This is a genomic window from Pseudoalteromonas rhizosphaerae (assembly GCF_028885455.1).
GTDB classification, from domain to species: Bacteria; Pseudomonadota; Gammaproteobacteria; order Enterobacterales; family Alteromonadaceae; genus Pseudoalteromonas; species Pseudoalteromonas rhizosphaerae.
This window is the reverse complement of record NZ_CP118496.1, coordinates 2,009,379-2,031,935: the sequence shown is the minus strand read 5'-3', so window position 1 is coordinate 2,031,935 and position 22,557 is coordinate 2,009,379. Positions and strand designations below refer to the sequence as shown.

Annotated in this window: 16 protein-coding genes; 9 read left to right on the top strand and 7 right to left on the bottom strand. The window is 40.6% G+C overall.

All coding sequences use genetic code 11. The annotated features are described in order from the left end of the window. The first annotated feature begins 233 nt into the window (after positions 1 to 233). Together PVK79_RS08655 and PVK79_RS08650 are read left to right on the top strand one after the other, a co-directional pair. Positions 234 to 2,894: a glycoside hydrolase family 16 protein gene (locus PVK79_RS08655; protein ID WP_257326966.1), complete on the top strand. Its 2,661-nt coding sequence runs from the start codon at positions 234 to 236 to the stop codon at positions 2,892 to 2,894. Between the two features lie 74 nt (positions 2,895 to 2,968). After that, positions 2,969 to 5,953, top strand: a complete 2,985-nt coding sequence (locus PVK79_RS08650) for a TonB-dependent receptor (RefSeq protein WP_257326964.1) — start codon at positions 2,969 to 2,971, stop codon at positions 5,951 to 5,953. A gap of 73 nt (positions 5,954 to 6,026) precedes the next feature. On the opposite strand, the gene PVK79_RS08645 is transcribed toward PVK79_RS08650, so the two are convergent. Then, positions 6,027 to 7,499 carry a S41 family peptidase gene (locus PVK79_RS08645; RefSeq protein ID WP_257326963.1) on the bottom strand — a complete coding sequence of 491 codons (1,473 nt, stop codon included), beginning with the start codon at positions 7,497 to 7,499 and terminating at the stop codon, positions 6,027 to 6,029. 318 nt (positions 7,500 to 7,817) lie between these two features. On the opposite strand from PVK79_RS08645, the gene PVK79_RS08640 reads away from it, so the two are divergent. Then, positions 7,818 to 9,362 carry a sensor domain-containing diguanylate cyclase gene (locus PVK79_RS08640; RefSeq protein WP_257326961.1) on the top strand — a complete coding sequence of 515 codons (1,545 nt, stop codon included), beginning with the start codon at positions 7,818 to 7,820 and terminating at the stop codon, positions 9,360 to 9,362. A 24-nt stretch (positions 9,363 to 9,386) separates the two neighbouring features. Here PVK79_RS08640 and PVK79_RS08635 read toward each other — a convergent pair whose 3' ends face one another. Next, positions 9,387 to 9,809 carry a VOC family protein gene (locus tag PVK79_RS08635; RefSeq protein ID WP_145234299.1) on the bottom strand — a complete coding sequence of 141 codons (423 nt, stop codon included), beginning with the start codon at positions 9,807 to 9,809 and terminating at the stop codon, positions 9,387 to 9,389. 581 nt (positions 9,810 to 10,390) lie between these two features. Here PVK79_RS08635 and PVK79_RS08630 point away from each other — a divergent pair. Then, positions 10,391 to 12,574 carry a fasciclin domain-containing protein gene (locus PVK79_RS08630; protein ID WP_257326958.1) on the top strand — a complete coding sequence of 728 codons (2,184 nt, stop codon included), beginning with the start codon at positions 10,391 to 10,393 and terminating at the stop codon, positions 12,572 to 12,574. A 70-nt stretch (positions 12,575 to 12,644) separates the two neighbouring features. Here PVK79_RS08630 and PVK79_RS08625 read toward each other — a convergent pair whose 3' ends face one another. Beyond that, on the bottom strand, positions 12,645 to 13,469 hold the full coding sequence (locus tag PVK79_RS08625; protein WP_182734009.1) for a sterol desaturase family protein: 825 nt from the start codon (positions 13,467 to 13,469) through the stop codon (positions 12,645 to 12,647). Further along, positions 13,459 to 13,908, bottom strand: coding sequence for an SRPBCC family protein (locus PVK79_RS08620; RefSeq protein ID WP_257326957.1), 450 nt, complete (start codon positions 13,906 to 13,908; stop codon positions 13,459 to 13,461). Before PVK79_RS08620 ends, PVK79_RS08625 begins: the two co-directional genes overlap by 11 nt. 96 nt (positions 13,909 to 14,004) lie before the next feature. On the opposite strand from PVK79_RS08620, the gene PVK79_RS08615 reads away from it, so the two are divergent. After that, a complete protein-coding gene (locus tag PVK79_RS08615; protein WP_257326955.1) occupies positions 14,005 to 15,003 on the top strand; it encodes an AraC family transcriptional regulator in 999 nt (332 codons plus the stop codon). Positions 15,004 to 15,097: 94 nt separating this feature from the next. After that, a complete protein-coding gene (locus tag PVK79_RS08610; protein WP_145234308.1) occupies positions 15,098 to 15,853 on the top strand; it encodes a substrate-binding periplasmic protein in 756 nt (251 codons plus the stop codon). Here the strand turns inward: PVK79_RS08610 and PVK79_RS08605 are convergent. Beyond that, entirely contained in the window at positions 15,850 to 16,260 is a 411-nt protein-coding gene (locus PVK79_RS08605; protein WP_145234311.1) for a nucleotide triphosphate diphosphatase NUDT15, read from the bottom strand. The genes PVK79_RS08610 and PVK79_RS08605 overlap by 4 nt on opposite strands. A gap of 252 nt (positions 16,261 to 16,512) precedes the next feature. On the opposite strand from PVK79_RS08605, the gene PVK79_RS08600 reads away from it, so the two are divergent. Next, on the top strand, positions 16,513 to 18,402 hold the full coding sequence (locus tag PVK79_RS08600; protein ID WP_182734003.1) for an AMP-binding protein: 1,890 nt from the start codon (positions 16,513 to 16,515) through the stop codon (positions 18,400 to 18,402). Between the two features lie 118 nt (positions 18,403 to 18,520). Then, entirely contained in the window at positions 18,521 to 19,789 is a 1,269-nt protein-coding gene (locus tag PVK79_RS08595; RefSeq protein WP_257326953.1) for a mechanosensitive ion channel family protein, read from the top strand. A gap of 3 nt (positions 19,790 to 19,792) precedes the next feature. On the opposite strand, the gene PVK79_RS08590 is transcribed toward PVK79_RS08595, so the two are convergent. Then, the gene (locus PVK79_RS08590; RefSeq protein ID WP_182759431.1) at positions 19,793 to 20,677 is read right to left on the bottom strand and encodes a LysR family transcriptional regulator; all 885 of its coding nucleotides are present in this window, start codon (positions 20,675 to 20,677) and stop codon (positions 19,793 to 19,795) included. A gap of 110 nt (positions 20,678 to 20,787) precedes the next feature. On the opposite strand from PVK79_RS08590, the gene PVK79_RS08585 reads away from it, so the two are divergent. Beyond that, positions 20,788 to 21,930, top strand: coding sequence for an alkene reductase (locus PVK79_RS08585; RefSeq protein WP_182759430.1), 1,143 nt, complete (start codon positions 20,788 to 20,790; stop codon positions 21,928 to 21,930). An 85-nt stretch (positions 21,931 to 22,015) separates the two neighbouring features. Here the strand turns inward: PVK79_RS08585 and PVK79_RS08580 are convergent, their stop codons facing one another. Then, complete coding sequence (locus PVK79_RS08580; protein WP_182757438.1) at positions 22,016 to 22,543, bottom strand: hypothetical protein; 528 nt, start codon at positions 22,541 to 22,543, stop codon at positions 22,016 to 22,018. Positions 22,544 to 22,557 lie beyond the last annotated feature (14 nt).

Here is a 22,557-nt window from a genome sequence, read left to right as displayed (position 1 = left end):
TTATTTAAAAATTAAATAACTTTTCAGTTTAAAACTAAAAAAGCAGGTAATGTAAACTTAAAGTTAAAAAAATAAGCAGTCTGTTGTTGACCAAATTACAACCTTAGCATACTCTATGTAAGCGCTTACAACACACACACTGATAAATGTAAGCGCTTACAACTTCGCTTGTAGACACAATAACAACCACAACGAAGTACTTTTAACTCTTTGTCGATACTGGGGTTCAACTAATGAACATGACAACAACCAAAGTAAGCCGCCTTGTTGCGGCAATATCCATGACCATGCTATTTGGCTGTGGTGGAAGTGCCGAGACAAAATCTGACTTCACAAAAGTCGATCCACAAGAGCCTGTTTCTGATTGGCAAATGGTTTGGAGTGACGAATTTGATGGCACTAGTATTGATACTAACAAGTGGAACTTTGAATTAAATTGTGCCGGTGGTGGTAACAACGAGAAACAATGTTACACCGACAGTGAACAAAATGCCTTCATTAAAGACGGTGTACTAAACATAGTCGCCTTACCTGCAGATGAAGGTGCAGAAAAACCATACACATCAGCCCGTTTAAACACCCGTTACAACGCAGATTTTACTTATGGTCGTTTTGAAATGCGTGCAAAATTACCTTCTGGACAAGGTAGCTGGCCTGCATTTTGGATGATGCCAACCGATGAAGAATATGGTACTTGGCCGCGCTCTGGTGAGATTGATATTTTAGAAGCGGTAAATTTAAAAACAGTTGCTGAAGATGGCACCGTTGAAGCTAATATTCATGGCACACTTCACTATGGTCGTGAATGGCCTAACAACTCGAACTCTGGTAAAGCGTATACATTCCCTGAAGGGATGAATCCTGCAGACGATTTTCATACTTACGCGATTGAATGGCAAGAAGGTGAGATTCGCTGGTACGTAGATGGCTATTTATACGCCACTCAACGTCGCTCTGAAGTTCGTTACAATTCAAAAGATGAAGCTGTTGGCTTAAAGCATAAAGGCTGGTTTGCTGAATACTTTGAACAAGGTAGCGGCGAGCTAACAACTCATTGGGATACAGCACCATTTGATAAAGATTTTTATCTTATTTTAAACAATGCTGTTGGTGGTGATTGGCCGGAAAACGTAAATAACTTAGGCGTTGACGCTGCAGCATTTGCAGAAGGTCAAAGCTTTGAGATTGATTACGTTCGTGTTTATGAATGTGCCTCTAACCCAGCCACAGGTAAGGGTTGTGAAACAGTACGCCCAGGTTACGATAACTTAGAAGATGCACTTGTTGAAGGTAAAGCCCCTGTACCTACTCCACCAAGTGATGGCGTTGCAAAAAACCTTGATATTTTCAATGGTAGCTTAAACGCAAACTGGATCGCTTGGGATTGCTGTGGCGGAACCACACCAGAAACCATTACCGACGCTGATAAAGGCGACGTTATTAAATTTAATATCAACGATAATAACGGTACCGTATTAGGTTTCTCTACCCGTGGTGGTCACTTTCCTGACGATTTTACAGGGACATCATCTCCGTTTGATGCTTCACCATTACTTGAATTTAATGGTCGTTTAACTTTTGATATGAAAGTAGTTACTCCTCCAACATCTTCAACTACTTGGTTATTAAAAGCCGAAGCGGGTGATGGTGGTCCTAATACAGGCGATGTAGCCCTTAGCGATAGTAATGAAGGCGTAACACCGGTTACAGGCCAATGGCAAACCTATACATTCCCGCTTTCTTTACTACAAGAAAGAGGTTTAGATTTAAGTGCCATTGATGTTTTAATGGTATTCCCAGCATGGCAAACAGGTGAAGGCGCAGAATACTTAATTACCAATGTTGCTATTGAAGGCGATGTCGGTGAATCACCATCTGTAGACCTATTCACAGACGGACAAAACTTAGATTGGCCAATGTGGGATTGTTGTGGCGGTTCAACGCCAATTGAAGCAATGGACGATGAAGAACACGGTTTAACCGCAGAGTTCAGCATAGGTGAAGCACCAACGGTTATGGGCTTCAACACTCGTACCTCAGCCGGTGGTAGTGGTAAACCATTTGATGCAACAAGTATTTTAGAAAATGGTGTACTACAGTTTGATGTAAAAGTGATGTCAAATCCAAATGATCCAGCGGCTGTTTGGACAATGAAGATTGAATCTAATGAAGGCGATACAGCGGTAGAGCTTCCATTAACAGATGCTGGCGACGCACCTGTAGCGGGTGAATGGAAAACATACACCTTCACATTCGCAGATTTAGCGGGCGCCGGTTTAGATGTAAGTGCCATTGATGTAGTGATGATATTCCCAGCATGGGGAACAGGTGAAGGTGCGGTTTACCGTGTTGATAACGCTAAAATGTATGATCCGAGCGCAGCATCACCAGCTGGCAGCGAAATTACCATCTTCCAAGACACTGCCGCAGATCAGTGGGGCATTTGGGATTGTTGTGGTGGCTCAACGCCAACAGAAGAAACTGACGATGCTGAACACGGCACAGTGGCAGAGTTTGTCATTGGCTCTGCGCCAACAGTAATGGGCTTTTTAGCTGACGAAGGTGTTTCTTTTGATGCATCAGCAATATTAGCAAATGGTGTTGTTCAATTTGAAATGAAAATGGTAACACCACCAAATGATCCTGACTCAGTATGGACATTCAAAATTGAGTCAACAGGTGCAGCAACGGCGGTAGAGCTTCCTCTTGCACAAAGCGTTGAAGGTGAAGTACCGATTATTGGGCAATGGCAAACATACACGTTTACAGTGCAATCATTATTTGATGCAGGTTTAGACATTAGCGATATCAATGTACTGATGGTTTTCCCAGCGTGGGGAACAGGTGAAGGTGCAGTTTATCGTATCGACAATGTCGTTATCGCTAACCCATAAACCCTAATTCAGTGGTAGGTGCTAAATTATAAGTGCCTACTTACCGTAATAAATTAAGTAAAAGCAGAGCAATTATGAACACAAATAAGTTTAAAAAAAGCCAATTAGCGGCTTCTGTGTCACTTATCATCGCTGCAAGCACATTTAACTTCGCTTATGCTGCGCAAGAAAATACTGCCGAACCTGAACTAGAAGTTATTGAAGTAAAAGGTATTCGCGGTTCATTAATCCGTTCAATGGATGTAAAACGTGACGCATCAGGCGTGGTTGATGCCATTTCTGCTGAAGAAATGGGTAAATTTCCAGATACTAACCTAGCTGAATCGCTACAGCGTATTACGGGTGTATCGGTAAGTCGCTCAAACGGTGAAGGTAGCCAAATTACAGTGCGTGGTTTTGGCCCATCATTTAACCTTGTAACACTTAACGGCCGTCAAATGGCGGGTACCGGTTTTACACGTTCATTTAACTTTGAGAACTTATCATCTGAAGGCGTTAGTTCACTTGAAGTTATGAAAACAGCGCGTGCGGATACACCAACAGGTGGCCTTGGTGCAACTGTAAATATTGTTACCGCTAAACCTCTACAAAAGCCGGGTCAGCGCTTTTCATTAATGGCTAAAGGCATTCACGATACATCGGTAGAAGAAGGTGATGAAGTAACACCTGAAATTGCAGGTATTTACAGCAATACTTTTGCTGACGAAATGTTTGGTTTTTCAGCTAACTTTTCATACCACCGTCGTGACTTTCAACGCCAGTCTGCGAATGTACGCTCTTGGTTAGTTAACCCTAACCTATCGGTTGATGCAGAAAATATTATTGATAATCGTCCAATGGATGCGGATGGCAACCCAGCGAAACAATTTTTCGAACCTATTTCAGGCGAATACATATCAGCAGCCTTCTTCCCACAAGAAGTAAGTTTTGCAAAAGATGACATTAAGCGTGAGCGTTTAAATGCCCAAGCAACATTCCAATTTGCGCCTACTGATAATTTAACCTTCACACTTGACCATACAATTTCGCAAGCCACAACGGGTAATAATTCGCTATCGTGGGGTATTTGGAACGGCTCATTTGGTGGTAATGGTAATGCCTACGAGCTTGATGAAAATGGCACCGCTATTTACTATAACTCAGCAGGTGATGATGCCTCATTCACGGCATTTCGTGAAACTGCCGAGGTAGACTCAAAAGCAACCGGTATTAATGTTGAATGGTTAGCAACAGAAAACCTTAGTTTTAACTTTGATGCCCATACTTCAAAAACCACCACTGATAACGGTAAAGATCCTGGCTTAAACTCTAATGCCCGTATTATCTTAGGCTCAGCAGATCTCTCTACTAAAGAATACTCTTTCCGCGAAGGGGATGTACCGGGTTTTAATATTAATTGGAACAACGGCACACAAGAAGTAAGCCCAAATCAAATTGGTTCTAACTTCAGTATTTTCACTAGAACGCCGGGGGAGTCAGAAGTTTCTCAAGTACAATTAGATGGTAAGTTATTCACCTATACCGATATTGGTCTTGAAACCGTTAAATTTGGCGCAGCCTATACCAAGCAAACACTCAGCGGTTGGGGCGGTTCTAATAACGCCAATGCACCTGGCTTTAACAATGGTACTTTCGCTGAAATTTTCCCGGATGCGATGTTCGAAAGGGTTGATTTAAGCGGATTCCTTGACGAATTTTCATTTGGTCCTAATGGCGTAGCGCCAGGTTATGCTTTTACCTATGATCTTGATGAAGCGTTTGCTCGTCAAAGTGCTTATTTAACTGAAGACGTAGTTGGCAGTGATGTATATCAAATTGGTAACTTTGATAACTTCCCTGTTAATGAGGTAGAAGAAGAAACCATTAGCGTTTATCTTTCTAGCAACTGGGCGTTTAACGTTAGCGACTACGACGTGTTTGTAAACTTAGGCCTTCGTTATGAAGAAACTGATATTGTCAGCCCAGCTAAAAGCCGAGTTGCTGAGCAAGTGTATTGGGCTGGCGGTGCAGAATGGATAACCCAGTTCGCAAGCGGTGGGGACTTTGTTGAAGTTGACTATGAAGGCCAGTACGACTTACTACTCCCTATGATTGATATTAAAGTCGATCTTACGGATGACTTAGTAACCCGCGCCTCATGGGGTCAAACAATCACCAGACCAACACTCGGTGATATGCTTGGAAATTTAAGCTTAACCCCATCACCTAAATTAAACTCAAGAAGCGGTAGCCGTGGTAATCCGAATCTAAAGCCTTTTAAATCAACTAATCTAGATTTAAGCCTTGAGTATTACTACAGCGAAGGAAGCTATGCTGCAATTGGCTTATTCTGGAAAGATGTGGATGACTGGATCGATAAAACTAATATAAAAACCACCTTTGAAGGTTTACATGATGTGTATTTAGGTGAGCGTTGGAACAATGCAGTAGCCGCCATTGAAGCTCGTGGAGATCAAGCAACTGATACTGCAATTCGTGATGAAATTGTAGCTAATGGTGTGGGCATTGGTGAAAACGACCGCATATTACCAGATCCAGCGACTGATCCGCTGATTGAATGGACTATCGAGTCACCTGAAAACGTCGGAAAACGTAAAGTAAATGGTTTTGAATTTGCTGTTCAGCACTTGTTTGGCGACTCAGGCTTTGGTGCAGGCTTTAATGCCACCGTTGTTGATGGTGATGTAGAGTACGATAACTACTACCTTGCCTCTCAAGCAGTATTGGCTGGCCTAAGTGACTCTGCAAACCTACAAGGTTTTTATGAGAAAGATGGCCTATCAGTGAAAATAACTGGTGCATGGCGTGATGAATACTTAATTGCACAAGGTTTACCTGATTCAGGTGCTACGGCTCCTCCACAATACGCGAAAGAGTACTTGCAGTGGGATATTAGTGTGAACTACGAAGTTAACGAAAGCACAACGGTATTCTTTGAAGGTGTGAACTTAACCAACGAAACCGAGCGTTCATTCAGTCGTTTCGAAAGCCAGTTCTTGAGCGCTGCTCAATACGGCCCTCGTTATGCCTTTGGCGTTAGATACTCTATGGGCAATTAATACATTGCCCAAACACAGTTTTTGATTACCCCTTATAGTTGAAAAGTCAAAGCCGCTCATTGAGCGGCTTTTTTTATAACTGTTTAATTTTTTCTAATAGCTTATCGGTTGTCCAATCAATATCGTTATAGGCAATATCGGGTTTGTAGTAATCGCCCTTTCCTCTTGCTCTATCAACATACACTTTATTAGGCACTATCACTTTACCTAACCCTGAAGGTAACTCGGCTAGTCGAACATCCATATACAATGAGTCAGCACTGCTTGGCGCGCCAAATAACTGAGTGTTTGAAAACTGCTTAAATACATCAATGGCGCCAAGACAGGCACTTGCACACTGTGGCGGCACAATAACAAAAACCTGTGTTTTAAAGTCACTCACTAGCGATGTATTTTCGCTTTGATTTGCTTTGCTTTGCTTTGCTTCTATATAAAATGGCTTATTGTTTTCAAGTGACTTTGCCATACCTGCAGCTATTTCTTTAATCTCTTTATGGACTTCAGGTTGATCTTTCACCACTTCAATTAACGATTTAACATAGTTAGTATTATCTTTTGACGCTCTCCACCAAACTCGGCTATTTTGTGAGTAGTTATCCATTTTTTGTTCAACAACTTGCTCACCCCACAACGCTTTTGCAAGCTTTAAGCTCCAATAAGACGAGCCACCTTGGTTATGACGAAGATCTAAAACCACCGTTTTTGCACTGAGTAACTTAGTACGTTGATCAGTCACTTTTTTATACAGGTTATTGTAATCATGAGTTTGCTTATCGTTATTTGCAAAACTGGGCATAGCAATCCACGCTATGTTTTGCGCAGGCCAAGTTAAATCGGTTGTAAGCTCATCCCCATTATAGGCATGTGTTAAATGCTTAGTCACACTCTTTGGCCGAACAGACCAATCAAGGGTTTTACTGTAAGCTTGCCCATTAGCTTTAATAAATTGACATTCTTTTAGAGGTGTTAAAAATAGGTTACCATCATCAATTAGTAACCGCCAACCTTGCTGCCACCAATGCCCAGGTTGTGTAACCTGTCCATGAAATTTAAACACTCTTTGTCGCATTAAAGTCTCGGTACTTTGCCCATCGCAACCACTTATCACATCACCTTTATTTATATTATCTGTTTCACTGTAATATACTTTTAATGCATCACCCCGCCAAACGGCACTAAAACCAGGCCAACGACGAGCAGGTCGTTCAACGCTTGAAAACACACCTGCATGACCATCTTGTAGCACAGTACTAAAACGCGCAATTGCCGCAATATGAACCTGCGGCCCGCTCGCTTTGGCAGACAGTGCAAGTGCCTCTGCTTTTGCTTGCTTTAATAGTTCAGGAAAGGCTGGGTTGTTAACATCAAACATACCAGGGTGGTTTTGTACCGATATGCCGTAAGCGGCTTCAATATCACGCTCACTAACACTGCGCCATTGTTCTGGGGTTTGAGGAGAAACCGGTAATTCAGCCACACTTAAGGTAGGCGCAATTAATAAAGCGCATAATAAAGTACGATTAACTATTGTTGTTTTTATTTTCATGAAAATCCTTTTTAATGCGATCAATTACTTTAGATCCACCAAGGGTGATCAACCCCCCGATCTCAAGCAAGTAAAAAACTACCAGTTTATTTTAAAGCAATAACTTATCAGAACAACTTAACTCGAAGCCAGTCGAAGTTCAACTAACTGCAGCCTAGGTCACTATTTCTTATCAATATTTACTAGTAAAGCAAACTAGCTTTGCTAGTATGAGGTAATTATTATTTTTATGTCTCACTTATGCGCAATACTACCGTGAAAATAAGGAATAGCTTCCTCTTCCCAAGCTCCCGCTTCCTCAGGTTCAACGGTATCATATTGGCTTTTATTACTCTGCTATTGAGCGGCGCAGCTTTCGCTGAAGATAACTGTTATTTAACAGCTATTGCAAACAATGTATCAACCCCCTTGTTGCAAGGTGTTGCATCAGACATAAGACTAGAAAAAGGGGTTAACAAATTTGAATTAGTATGTACCCTAAGCCAAAGTGGTGTATTCACTTTTACTCGTCCTGCACTTAAGAGTTTTTCGTGGCAACAAGATGGCGTATCAAAGACCCCCTTAAAAACGAATCAGATAGCCGTTTTAATGGAGCAAGGCAGCTTTAACGCGCAGCTCATTGTAACAGTAACAAATAACTACACTCCTCGTTTTACATGGCTAAATACACAACAGTTTATTGGCAGAGTTCAGTTATATAATTTAATTTTCGGAGTGTTTTATGGCTTGTGTGCCACACTTATTTTTTATGTACTAATAATAGGTTATGGTATTAAAGATGCTATTTTCAAACAGTATGGTGCATACCTTTTTTGTATTGCTAGCTTTATCTTTTTACAAGAAGGTCAACCCTATTTATTTGCTCAAAATCAGTTTTCTGAGTTTATCAGAAATCTTTATTCATTAAGCATTGGTTTAACCGTATTAAGTGCGACTTGGTTTATGTGCGCAATATTAGAATTGCCGCAATATTGGCCAAAAGTGAGTAAATTTTTAAAAATTGCCGCTTTATGTGTACTTACCTTGTGCTTACAAAAAGTAGCCTTAGATTTACCCGCTATTGCTGATATCACCTCAGCGATTACAGGCTACTTATCATTATTGATTGTAATGAGTATTTTTATACTCTCAGCCGTGCAAGCTAAGCAAGGTGTGAATGAGGCAGGCTTAGTTTTTATAGCCTTAAGCTGTGTATTTATTAGTATGACTTTTAGAATATTACTCACCGAATACAGCCCTTTTATTCAACGTTATGGGTTTGTGATTGCTTTTACTCTTGAGTCATTACTACTGGCCATCGCCGTCGCCAAGCGAATACAAAGACTCAGTTATGCAAAAAAACAGGCTGAACGACACGCTAATTACGACCCCCTTTGTCATATACATAATCGTCGCGGTTGGAGCTTAAAAGCAAACGACTTATTAACTCAACATGCTCAACAAGGCGGTATCCTGTGTTTTTTATATATAGACTTAGACCGCTTTAAAGTAATAAATGATAGTTATGGCCATGATGTTGGCGATAAAGTGTTAAGCAAAGTAGCGCAATTGATTAATAACCATATGCGCAGTGAAGATGCGGTTGGACGCTTAGGCGGGGATGAGTTTGTGGCTATGGCATTATTTACCAGCAAAGATAAAATTAACCAACGAGTTGCGACTCTTGAACAAAAGTTAAATGCGCTTAGCTTAGAGCACCAAGGCAACACCATCGCTATTTACGCAAGCGTAGGGCAAATAAACTATAGCGAAGCGCCTAAAAATTTAGATGAGGTTTTAAAAGCCGGTGATGAAGCAATGTATCAAAAAAAGTCATTACGAAAAGCGCAGGCTAAGCAAACCTACACAAGAGAAAACGCCTAAAGTAATCGTTTAGGCGCATAATCATTACTCGTCTTTTTTGAATAAGACTTCTGGGTTTACCATAGTTTTCATTTCTAAAACATTGCCGTTTGGATCTTCAATAAAAAACGTCTCTTGTTCAAATTCATTGCCAACAAAACGACGGTATGGTTTATCTAAATATTCGAGACCAGCAGCCGCAATGCGCGTTTTTAAAGCTTGAAATTGATCTTCTGATAGATGAATGCCAAAGTGAGGGACTGCCACCGCGCCCATATCAACATCATGACGTACCGTTGGTAAGCGCTCTTCGCTTTGGTGAAGCGTTAACTCGTTACCCCAAAAATCAATGTCTACCCATCGCCCTGCTTCACTATTGCCCGTTTTACAGCCAAGTACGTCACAATAAAATGTTTTCGCTTTTTCGAGATCACCTGCCGGTATTGCCAAGTGCAAACAGTTGGACATAAATTACCTTCATTAATAACTTTTAACATATGAAATATGCTGCATTATACATAAATTGCAATTTATATAACATTAACAACATCTGTTTTGTGCTATTAAATGCGAGGGCTATGGTTTGTGATGTGCGCGCTAAAAGTAAATTTTTATTATTAAAATTCGTCAATCCAAAATTATTAATTCCTATCATGGTATCAGCAGCTTTGATAGGCCTTATTGTCTAGTTTATGTCATTCCCGAAGAGTCATAGTAGCAATACTTATTTATCAATATACGCCTAGCCGACAGCTTTGCCATTGGCTTTCTTGCAAGCTCTGTCATCATATTTTAATCGAGAACAGTGTTGATGACTTTACTGGCGCTTTAGGAATGTGTGTATTCTTCATCCGTGTATATCTGCAGCGTATTTATTTTTATTAGGGGCGCCAAATCCTTAGTAACCTGAATTTTTTCTAAATAGTCTAATAAAATCTTAACGATATCCCAAAACAAAAAATAACAGGCCTTTTTTTGATCAGTTATAGCTTCCCTTACGTAATGTTCACACAGCTATAACACTGTAACATTCAATTAAAGGAAAAATTATGAATAAAGTATTTAAGCTATGCGCAGTCATACTTCCCTTGTTACTGATCCAAGGCTGTAATGACGATGATAACGTACCTGTAAGTACTGACCCACAACCAATTACTACCATTTTTGATGCTGCACAAAGTTCTGATGATTTCACTACACTCGTTGCAGCTTTAGAAGCAACAGGTCTTGACGAGACTCTTGATGATGCAACGAATAGTTACACAGTATTTGCTCCCACCGATGCGGCTTTTGCATTACTAGGTGAAGACAAAATCAACGCTTTATTAGCTGATACTGACAAGCTTAGTTCAATATTAACCTATCATGTTTTATCAGGTAGTGTTGATGCACAAACAGCAATTAGCCTCGCAGGCACAACGGTTGCAACTGTCAATGGTCAAAATATTGCTCTATCTTTAAATGGCGATACGCTGTTAGTAAACACAAGCACCGTTACCATGACTGATATTGAAACTGATAACGGTATTATCCACGTCATTGATGCTGTTTTAATGCCTAAAGAAGTTTCTGAAACTGCGCCAACGAAAAATATTATTGAAACAGCGCAACAAGCTGGTAATTTTAGTACGTTACTCACAGCGCTTGATGTTGCGGGTTTAACAGCTGCATTGTCTGATAATTCAAAGGAGTATACTGTATTTGCCCCAACAGACGCTGCATTTGAAGCTGTTGGTAGCAAAATGATAAACACCCTATTAGCTAATCCAGATGTACTCGGCAATATTCTAAAACAACATGTGTTAACTGGCTCTATTGATTCAGTAACCGCAATGTCTCTAAACGGTCAATCAGCTGAAACACTGCTTGGTAATACTTTACCTATTTCAATTAACGCAGACACCAACATCTTGATGTTTGGCGGCGCTAATGTGGTAATAACTGATATAAAAACAACTAATGGCATTGTTCACGTAATTGACTCTGTGATTGTTGCTGACGTTGCCCTACCAGAGAGTTTTGGCACAATTGCGGATGTTGCAAGTGAAAATGGCAGCTTTACTACATTACTCGCCGCACTCTCAGCAACAGGTTTAGACGCATTGGTTAGCGATCCAACCAGCACATTCACGGTATTTGCACCTACTGACGCAGCATTTGCTGCCCTTGGTCAAGACACTATTGACGCTTTATTGGCAGATACCGACACGCTTCGTGATATTTTACTTTACCATGTAATAGCAGATGCAAATGTACTATCTGATGCAGCAGCCACCATTGCAAACAGCGAGAACAACAAAGTTGAAATGGCAAATGGTGATATGGCTGCTTTATCGTATGTAGACAGCTCACTGTTTATTAATGATGCGGCGGTAACTACAGCGAATGTAACTGCTGACAACGGCGTTATTCATGTATTAAACAAAGTGATTATGCCACCCGCTGAAGTAGGCACACCGACCAAAACTATTGCAACAGTTGCCACAGAAACATCTGCATTATCTACACTAGTAACTGCACTGCAAGCAGCAGGGTTAGTGGATACGTTTAACGATACCACTAAATCGTTTACGGTATTCGCACCAACAAATGCGGCATTTAGTAAAATTCCTACCGCTGATTTAAATGCTTTATTAGCTGACACTACTGCACTTACTGGCGTACTTACTCAACATGTATTAGCTGCCCAAGTAGGTAGTACTGATGCGTTTGCTGCTAACGGTAAAATGGTCACTACACTTGCTGAGAATATGCTAAGCGTAAACGTGGTAGATTTTACCAGTACCGAAAATACAGCAACAGACAGCGTAGCTTATGATGTAACTAATAATCGTTTAGTAACGGGTATGGCCGATGCAATGCCAGGTAAAACGGTGTATGTATTTGATAACGACTTAGGTGAAGCAATGAGCGTATGTGAAGCAACTTGTGCAACAACGTGGCCACCCGTGTTAGGCACTGCGGCGTCTATCGAAAATATTCCGGGTTTATCCTTGATTGCTCGCTCAGATGACAGCATGCAAGTAGCTTACCTTGGCCGCCCTTTATATACCTTCTCAGGTGATACGGCAGCCGGTCAGAGTAATGGTCAAGCTGTGAACGATATTTGGTGGCAAGTAAGCTTACCGGCTACATCACTACAAGTAGCTGGCAGCAATGTAACAACCACTGATATTTACACTAGCAATGGCGTTGTACACTTAATTGATACAGTGATCACAACGGCCAAATAATTAAATTTTACTGTGAGATAAGCCAGGAGTGATGCTATTTGCTCCTGGCTTTTTTATATAAAAAATAGGCTTACTTATTACTACTTTGAGAGCTTGTTGGGTAACCAAATACTACTTTTAATTTAGCTTTTAACCCGTTTGCCCTGTAGGTACTTTTAAATAAATACTGCCACTGATGAAAGGTAATTTTGATCGGGTTATTACTGTTTAGTTGGCCAATAATGCCGTATTTACAGGGTTTGTTTTCATCTTCTTCGACGTAAGTGCCAAATAATTTATCCCAAATAATTAAAACACCAGCGAAGTTTTTATCTAAGTAGCCATTATTTATAGCGTGGTGCACCCGATGATGCGATGGGGTATTAAATAATGCTTCAAACCAACCGAGCTTTTTTACCACTTGAGTGTGTACAAAAAATTGATAAGCCAAATTAAGTGCCACCACAGCAAAAACAATCACAGGCTCAAAGCCTATTAATATCATCGGCAACCAAAATAGCCACATTCCCGCCAGCGGATACATTAAACTTTGCCTAAATGCCGTGGTAAAGTTCATTTTAGTAGAACTATGATGCACTACATGAGCGGCCCATAACCAATGAATATGGTGTGATGCACGATGAAACCAATAGTATAAAAAGTCTTGCAGTAAAAAAGCGCCTAATACAGTAAATACTGTCAATTCAATATCAAATAGTCGAAACTGATACAGCCAATAAAAAAACGGCATTAATAATAATAACGCAATGGCATCAGCTCCTTGATGTAATAAAGCAAGTAACGCGTTGGCTAAGCTGTCTTTTATATCGTAGTAACGTCTAAATTTTATAAACTCAAACCCTACAAACAGCAAAAAAATAGGGCTCAGTGCCAATAAAATAATTTCAATGCTCATGGCGTTTCTCCTGAAAATAGCTGGCTATTTTTTTAAGTGCTTGGCTAACATCTTTTTTTATAAAAAAAGCCAGTATAAAATTGGGTAACCACAAAGGCGCAATGCAACGAATATGGTAGCTGATCTCGGTGAGTGATGGCTGAGCATTATTGGCTTTTAAGTAAATATCACCACGGTGCTGTGCAACGGGTTTATCCCCTAAAATACGGTAACTAATGTGGCTATTATCGGCCGTTATTATTTGCTCTTTAAATGTTGTACCTTGCGTTTTTATTTGTCTAATAGTGCCTTTTCCGCCACTTATTTCACCCGAGTCTTGCGGTGTTAACACTTTAAACTGCGCATTAAAAAAGCGCCCCAAATCAGCATGCGCTAATAATAAGGTGCGTAATTGTTCAGGCGTTGCTGCCACACTATGTTTAACATTTATCTCAATCATTGTGTGCCCCCTATTATTTTTATAGATCTCTAGCATATAAAAATATTGCATGGCAAACTTGCGATTAGATGACTATTTTTTAGCTTTAGGCGACAAATGAAAACCTTAGCCGATCATTACTTTTCTAGCTGTTTGGATTATCTTCAAAGCAAAGGATTAGATAACCAAGAGATACTAACTGCCATTGAATTTGATGAGTATACAAATAAGCAAACACAACAATTAGCGCCTCGTATTAGCTTAAAAAGCTATAATGCGCTACTTAGTTATGCACAACAAACGCTAAATGACTCCTTATTTGGGTTTGAGTTAGGAAAACAAATACGCACGGCTGACTTTGGTGTATTGGGGTATTTAATTGAATCGAGTACTAATCTAGCCAGTGCCATTACTGCATTACTGAGCTACGACAGTTTAGTGGCTAACATAGGGCGTGCTGAGTTTGAACAGCAACAAACACTTTGCAAGGTAACCTGGTTAGCAGACCCACAGTGCAGTCCACAAGCCGTATTACGAAATATGACCGCGTGGGTAAGTGTTATACGCCAACTGCTTAATCCTCAGCTTTCGCCTAGTTGCGTTTATTTTACAGCACATTTTTCAGACAGTGAGTTACAACAATTAGCGCAATGGTTTAATTGCCCAGTAAAAGCTGGCGCTAACTTTAATCAAGTAGAGTTTCCAAGTAGTTACTTAACCCTTCCTTTTAAAACCGATAACTCCCAGATTAACGCTGTGCTTAAGCAAATGTCAGAGCAACAGCTATCCCAGTTTAAAAGTCAGCAATTATTAACAGAAAAAATTAATCATATTTTAATGGCTAAATACGATTTGCAGGACTGCTCACTGATCAGAACGGCTAGTGCTTTAAATATGACCCCGCGCACAGTGCAACGCCACCTAAAGCAAGAAAACACCAATTTTGGTGATCTTCTTGAGCAAGAGCAAAAACGCCGTTTGTTAACTTATATTCCTCATTATTCGCTCAGCAGTATTGCAACTATGTTGGGGTTTAATGATCAAAGCTCTTTTAATCGTGCCTTTAGGCGCTGGTATCATTGCTCACCTCGCCAATTCATAAAAAACAATAATTAAACACTTTGCTTACTCAAAAAATACATTTGTCGTATACCTTCTTACTAACTTTCTTTACACTAACCTTATGGTGTTGCTTTAAAGACAATTATTTATGCGTTTGGTGTTAGCTGTTTTTGTATTGGTTTTTTATAGTGCGGTCTGTCACGCAAACCCGGTTACCTTCATCGCTGAAGATTTACCGCCTTATCATTTTATAAACCCTCAAGGTGAAACGCAGGGCGCCTTAGTAGATATCGCTAAAGCAGTATTAAAAGGTACGGCTTTAACTGCAAAATTTGAAATAATGCCGATGGCGCGAATGTTTCCACAACAACAAGCCAATCCTAATGCAATCATGCTGTCACTGTTAAAAACTCCAAACAGAAATAGCCAGTTTAAGTGGCTGGGGAAAGTGTATTTTGCAGATGCATACCTAGTAAGTTTACGTAGTCATAACGATGAAGTGATTCACTTAAACTTTGCCAAAAAATACAAAGTAGCCACTATTCGCGGTTATTCTGCACAGGCTTATCTAGAAGCTCAAGGCTTTACTGAAAATGAGAATCTAGTCTTAGTGAGTTACTACCAGCAGCTATGGAAAATGCTGTATAAAAATCGTATCGATTTTGTGGTGACTAACACCCTCACACTTGAAAACGAGTTAAAGCGAACAGGGCTCGACCCAAGCTTAATTACTAAGCGTATACATTTAGATGAGCTACCTTCTTCTCTTCACTTTGCAGCAAGTAAGCAGCTTAACCCGCAAACAGCGAAAATTATTACTGATAGATTAAACGCGATAAAAGAAAGCGGTGAATACCAACAAATTTTAAATAAATGGCAACTCCCTATTCCAACGCGCCTTTAGTATCGAGTAGGTAAAACACCCTGTGTTAAGTAATTTTTTAATGAAGTAAATAAAGGTGAAGGTAAGTTATTAATATCGCACCAACGCCACTGTAAACATTTGTTAGGCTCTTTATTTACAGGCTCGCCACCTTCATACTTTGCCTGTACATATAAGGTAATATAGTGCTTGTTCTCAGCGCTAAAAATATCGTTGGTAAAATCGAGTTTACGAATATTAGTAACAGTAAGCCCAGTCTCTTCAGCGACTTCACGCACTGCACATTGCTCTACCGTTTCACCAAATTCTAAATGCCCCCCAGGGGTTGCCCAGGTATTTGCACCATGTGCGCCTAACCGTTCACCGAGTAAAATTTTATTATCATGCATTACTATCACTGCAACGCCTACTCTGACAACTTGACTCATTATTACCACATTAAATAGTTCATCATTTTTATATGTTACCTCATTTAAATCATCAAACTAGTCGTTAGTTCGTTATAAACCATAGCGTTAGCTAAAAACCACACAATCCGTTTATTATTTAACCGACCATAGTCGAATATCACTCCTGATAAAAAGCGCTTAGTTTTAAGGTCTGTTGATCTTTCAAGCTTTAATTTGCAAAGGTCAACAGACCCTAAATAAAGTTATATTAAATTTTGCTCAGGAGCCTTTATGTCAGGTGAATACAAACAACATTACAACGAGTTTAAACAAAACCCGGCAGCGTTTTGGTTATCGCAAAGTAAACGCCTCCCTTGGTACCAGGCTCCCGAAACAGCTTACACACAAGATGAAAACGGTTTATATCACTGGTATGCCGATGGCCAACTTAATAGCTGCTTTTTAGCCGTAGATCAGCATGTTATTGCCGGCCATGGCGATGAAACAGCGTTAATTTATGACTCACCCGTAACCAATACCGCGCGCAGCTACAGCTACTTTGAACTGCAACAAGAAGTCGCTAAATTCGCAGGATTAATGCAGTCTTTAGGCGTAACAAAAGGCGACCGCGTGGTTATTTATATGCCCATGATCCCCGAGGCCGTAATTGGCATGTTAGCCTGCGCTCGCATCGGCGCTATTCATTCGGTCGTTTTTGGCGGGTTTGCAGCACATGAGCTTGCCGTAAGAATTGATGACGCCAAGCCTAAGTTAGTACTCAGTGCCTCTTGCGGTGTAGAAGTGAATACCGTAATTGAATACAAAGAGTTACTTGATAACGCCCTCGAATCAGCCTCGTATAAAGTAGAACATTGTATTATTTATCAGCGAGAGCAAGTAACTGCACCACTTATGCCTGAGCGTGATATTGACTGGGCTGTTGCAATGCAAACAGCTACTGGCGTTGATCCTGTTCCGGTAAGTGGCGATCACCCGCTTTATATTTTATACACTTCAGGCACAACGGGTACTCCCAAAGGGGTTGTTCGTGAAAATGGCGGCCATGCCGTTGCCATGCATTACAGCATGGAAACCGTATACGGAATGAAACCTGGTGACGTGTTTTGGGCCGCTTCGGATATTGGTTGGGTTGTAGGCCATTCGTACATAGTGTATGCCCCGCTTATGTACCGCTGCGCCACTATTTTATTTGAAGGTAAACCAATAAGAACCCCGGATGCCAGTGCATTTTGGCGTGTGGTTGAACAGTATAAAGTAACGGCTTTATTTAGCGCACCAACGGCCTTTAGAGCGATAAAAAAAGAAGACCCCAATGCCGATGGGTTTAAACAATACGATACTTCAAGTCTGAAACGCTTGTTTTTAGCAGGCGAGCGCTTAGATCCCCCCACCTACGATTGGCTCAAAGAAAAAACAGGCCTACCTGTGCTTGATCATTGGTGGCAAACCGAAACTGGTTGGGCGATAGCCTGTAACCCTGTCGGCATTGAGCACCTGCCTACAAAAGCAGGCAGTTCAACGGTTGCTACTCCTGGGTTTGACGTACGTATTTTAGATATGAATGGTGACCAATGCGCCCCCAATAAACAAGGTGCAGTCGTTATTAAGCTGCCTTTACCACCAGGATGTTTACCCACTATTTGGCAAAATACCGAACGCTTTAAAGCCGGTTATTTAAGTGAATATGAAGGCTATTATCTTTCTGGCGACGGCGGTTATATTGATGATGATGGCTACCTATTTATTATGGGCCGCACCGATGATGTAATTAATGTCGCGGGGCATCGTTTATCAACTGGTGAAATGGAAGAAATTGTAGCCGCTCACCCAGCAGTTGCTGAGTGTGCCGTATTTGGTATTAATGATGCGCTCAAGGGTCAAAACCCCATGGCCATGGTAGTGTTAAAAAATGATTTTCATGGCTCGCATAAAGAAGTAGAACAGCAATTGGTGCAAACCGTGCGTAATCAAATCGGCGCTATTGCGTGTCTTAAAAATATTATGTGTGTAGAACGCTTACCAAAAACACGCTCAGGTAAAATTTTACGCAAAAACTTACGTCAACTTATTGATGGTGAAGAACTGCAAATTCCATCAACCATTGACGATCCGAGTATTTTTGAGGAATTAACTCTGCAACTTGCTGAAAATAAAATATAAATATTATTTCTAAAACGTCTATTTAAGCGCGGCTTAAATAGACTTTTCACGCCCCATCTGCTTAACTAGATTTCATTAAATAGTGAAACTCACGCAAATAAATCTCTTGGGAATATAAATGACTGAAATACGATCGCAGCTGCGAGAATTTTTACTGCAATGGTTTAGTCTTTATTTTCCTGGGAGTGCGTATTTATGGTACGACATATTAGTACTGTGCTGGGTTGGCTTATTTGCGCTCATATTGCACCTCATTTTAAGGTCAGTTTCAAAACGACTACTTAAAGGCCGCTTTAGTGATAAAGTTGTTCAAACCGATACCCACACGCCTGCCGACTTAGCGCTTAAATTAACACGTAATATTTCCTTTGTTTTACAAGGTGCTGTGGTTGTTATACAAGCAAGGCTCTGGGTTCCCGAAGGAACGGCTTTTTTACATATCATTGAGATGTTTACTGATCAGTGGATCATTTTATTTGCACTACTTTCGCTGTTCTCTTTGCTCAATATTTTTCAAGCGATATCTGATAGACAACCCATTGCAGCTCACTTTCCATTACGTGGTTTTTTACAAACAATTAAACTGATCGCCAGCGTATTAACCGGTATTTTAGCGATTTCATTATTAATGAATAAATCCCCGTTAATATTACTCAGTGGTTTAGGTGCGCTATCGGCTGTACTGCTACTGGTGTTTAAAGACGCTATTTTAGGGCTGGTGGCCGGTATTCAGCTCTCAGCAAACAATATGCTTGCGGTTGGTGATTGGTTAGAAATGCCCAAATACGGCGCAGATGGCGATGTGATTGATATAGCCTTGACCACAGTTAAAGTAAGAAATTGGGATAAAACTATTACCACTATCCCAACCTATGCGCTAATTTCTGACTCATTTAAAAACTGGCGCGGTATGTCAGAATCCGGTGGCAGGCGCATAAAACGGAGTATTCACATAGAAATGAGCAGTGTGCGCTTTTTAGATGAACAAGAAATCACCGCGCTGAAAAAAGCAGATTTATTAAGTCACTACCTCGAAATTACCCTACCGGCTATTAACGAGCAAAATACCACGAAAAAAATAGATATGAGCTGTACTTTAAATGGTCGCCGGCTCACTAATGTTGGCACATTTCGTCATTATTTAGTCGCGCTATTAAAACATCACCCACATATTCATCAGGGAATGACACTGATGGTAAGGCAGCTAGAGCCAACTAAAAATGGCTTACCCATTGAGATTTATACATTTACCAATACAACTAATTGGGGTGAATATGAAAATATTCAGTCAGATATATTTGACCATATATTAGCGATATTACCCGCCTTTTCGTTACGTGCCCATGAGGCACCAACAGGGAACGATATTCGTCAACTAATTAAATAGTCACTAAATCCGTTTTAATTGCGCTATTAACCACTGGTGAATATCGCTGTTATTTGAACGTGGATGCCATGCAGCAATCACCTTAAATGGCGGTGGTAATAATTCAACCTCAAGCTGTTTCACTTTGGCGTTTGGCAGTAAACGCGATGGGTAAAAAGCAATTAAGTCAGTACTGCAAAGCAAATCGGGGACAAATGAAAAGCCAGGCACTGACATTACAATATTGCGCGCATAGCCCTTATCAGCAAACCATTGGTCGTGAGAGCCTCGTAAGTTAGCACGGGACGCCGAAACCACTAATTGAGGGTGTGCCGCCACTTCAGCAAGATTCAATGTCGATGAAGAAAACACCGTGTCTTTCCCTGCAATACAAATATGCTGTTCTTCAAATAATGTGTCATAGATTAAGTTTGCAGGGATAAATTCAGGAAAACTAATTAATAAATCCAGCTCTCCTGCACTTATTAATTGATTAACATTATCAGAGGCAAAGTCACGAATAATCAGCTTTAATCCTGGCGCTTTGCGTCTTGTTATTTCTAATAATTGTGGCAAAAGAGCTGCTATAGCGTAATCAGTCGCACTTATTGTAAATACGCCCTTGTAGCTACTTGGGGTAAATTGTTTAGGTATTAATAACGCTTCTACCTGAGTTAATATTTGATTAACGGGCTTCTCTAGTGCAATTGCCTTAGGTGTTGCAACCATTGTATTGCCTTGGCGAATAAAAAGCCGATCGTCAAATAAGTCACGCAATTTTCGCAGCTGCTCACTAATAGCCTGCTGGGTTAAGCCCATTTTTCGCGCCACATCCGACACATTTTTTAGTTTAAGTAATGCACTCAATATTCGTAATTGTTTTATATCAAGCCGAGATATACCATTCATAATTGTATCTTAAACAAAAAAGCATTATTTCAAATTGTACCTTTTAATCCCTATGCTCACCAGCATTGTAATTGGCGCTAAACAGCATTATTAATTTAAAAGGTATTAAAATGAGTCAACCAAGTAAAAATATCGACAGTCTATTTTCATCAATCAATTTAGGCCCACACACGCTTAAAAACCGTATTGTAATGCCGCCACTTACACGCTCACGCAGCACGGTTCCTGGCAATATCCCCAACGAAGTGATGGCCACATATTATGCACAGCGTGCTAGTGCTGGCTTTATGGTTACCGAAGGCACTCAAATTGAACCAAGAGGACAAGGGTATGCCTGGACACCGGGCATTCATTCTAATCAACAAATAGCTGGTTGGAAAAAAGTAACTGATGCAGTACATGCAGAAGGTGGAATTATTTTTGCCCAACTTTGGCATGTTGGCCGCGTTTCACACACCAGCTTACAGCCTAATGAAGCCAAACCTATTGCTCCCTCAGCTCTAACAGCTGATAGCGTTAAAGTCTTTATTGAAACAGGACCGGCTCAAGGCGCTTTAGCCGATCCAAGTGAACCACAAGCTTTGACAACCGATGCAGTAAAAGAGCTTGTTGGCATGTATGCACAAGCTGCCCGTAATGCGCTAGAAGCGGGGTTTGATGGCGTAGAACTGCATTGTGCTAATGGGTATTTAGTAAATCAGTTTATTTCTGAGCACACCAATAAACGAGATGATGAATACGGCGGCTCTCTTACTAATCGCCTGCGCTTTTTAAAAGAAATTGTCGCGGCAGTAAGTGACGTAGTAGGCCCGGAGCGCTTAGGGGTTAGATTTGCGCCCTTATTTAGCAGTACTGATGAAACCCGTGTTTATTTAGGGTTAGTAGAATCAAACCCGCACCATACCTACATTGAAGCAATTAAAGTACTTGAACAAGCCGGTATTGCCTACCTCTCAATTGCAGAAGCTGACTGGGACAATGCCCCTGATTTACCAGAGCAATTTTATCAAGCAGTCAGAGCTGAATTTTCTGGGCGTATTATTTACGCTGGTAAGTACACCGTTGAAAAAGCGGTGGCAATGTTAGCTAAGGGCTACGGTGATTTATTTGCTTTTGGTCGCCCTTTTATCGCAAACCCTGATTTACCAGCGCGCATAAAAAATCAATGGCCATTAAATGAAGCCGATGCAGCCACCATGTATGGCGGCACTGAGCAAGGTTACAGTGACTACCCTTGCTATAAAAATGATTGATAAAAATAACGGAGTAAGAGGCAGCTTAAGTTAAAAATAAATGACCCAAACATGCAGCCCATGTTTGGGTCATTACAGGGTATTACTACTTTTTATCTATCACCATTTTTAGTTCATTTAATGCAGCAACCGAAAAACCCCGATCATAAAAGTAAATAATCTTACCGCTACCATCAATTAATACGATGCGGCTATTATTCGGATTTTCATTACCAGTGAACGCTTGTACTGCATCACCGTCTTTATAAATAGTGATCACCCCGCCCCACAGTTCTTTAGGAATGCCTTTTCTCATACCGCTATCAATAAAAGTACTAAACATACGCGGCACCATGCCTTGAATTGTGGGTAACTCATAAGCGGTGACGTTTATGCCACTCATATCCAAGCCAATAAGCCAGCGATCAATATCAAATTGACTATCTTGTTTATACCCAATTAACAGTAATGTCTGTGCGTTGTTAAAGTCTGTAGGGATAGTAAATTGCTGTTGCTCCAAGCTTTCACCACTGATAGTTGGAAACTGTTTACCGACTAAGTTCTGATTTGGGTATTGACTCGAACACCCACTTAAAAAAATAAAAAACATTAAACCAACAACTGATCGCAACATCTCTGTTCTCACTA

Excerpts from the sequence above, each read along its gene's own strand:
- PVK79_RS08655 (WP_257326966.1), top strand. The coding sequence starts at position 234 with ATGAACATGACAACAACCAAAGTAAGCCGCCTTGTTGCGGCAATATCC.
- PVK79_RS08650 (WP_257326964.1), top strand. The coding sequence starts at position 2,969 with ATGAACACAAATAAGTTTAAAAAAAGCCAATTAGCGGCTTCTGTGTCA.
- PVK79_RS08645 (WP_257326963.1), bottom strand. The coding sequence starts at position 7,499 with ATGAAAATAAAAACAACAATAGTTAATCGTACTTTATTATGCGCTTTA.
- PVK79_RS08635 (WP_145234299.1), bottom strand. The coding sequence starts at position 9,809 with ATGTCCAACTGTTTGCACTTGGCAATACCGGCAGGTGATCTCGAAAAA.
- PVK79_RS08630 (WP_257326958.1), top strand. The coding sequence starts at position 10,391 with ATGAATAAAGTATTTAAGCTATGCGCAGTCATACTTCCCTTGTTACTG.
- PVK79_RS08625 (WP_182734009.1), bottom strand. The coding sequence starts at position 13,469 with ATGAGCATTGAAATTATTTTATTGGCACTGAGCCCTATTTTTTTGCTG.
- PVK79_RS08620 (WP_257326957.1), bottom strand. The coding sequence starts at position 13,908 with ATGATTGAGATAAATGTTAAACATAGTGTGGCAGCAACGCCTGAACAA.
- PVK79_RS08615 (WP_257326955.1), top strand. The coding sequence starts at position 14,005 with ATGAAAACCTTAGCCGATCATTACTTTTCTAGCTGTTTGGATTATCTT.
- PVK79_RS08610 (WP_145234308.1), top strand. The coding sequence starts at position 15,098 with ATGCGTTTGGTGTTAGCTGTTTTTGTATTGGTTTTTTATAGTGCGGTC.
- PVK79_RS08605 (WP_145234311.1), bottom strand. The coding sequence starts at position 16,260 with ATGAGTCAAGTTGTCAGAGTAGGCGTTGCAGTGATAGTAATGCATGAT.
- PVK79_RS08600 (WP_182734003.1), top strand. The coding sequence starts at position 16,513 with ATGTCAGGTGAATACAAACAACATTACAACGAGTTTAAACAAAACCCG.
- PVK79_RS08595 (WP_257326953.1), top strand. The coding sequence starts at position 18,521 with ATGACTGAAATACGATCGCAGCTGCGAGAATTTTTACTGCAATGGTTT.
- PVK79_RS08590 (WP_182759431.1), bottom strand. The coding sequence starts at position 20,677 with ATGAATGGTATATCTCGGCTTGATATAAAACAATTACGAATATTGAGT.
- PVK79_RS08585 (WP_182759430.1), top strand. The coding sequence starts at position 20,788 with ATGAGTCAACCAAGTAAAAATATCGACAGTCTATTTTCATCAATCAAT.
- PVK79_RS08580 (WP_182757438.1), bottom strand. The coding sequence starts at position 22,543 with ATGTTGCGATCAGTTGTTGGTTTAATGTTTTTTATTTTTTTAAGTGGG.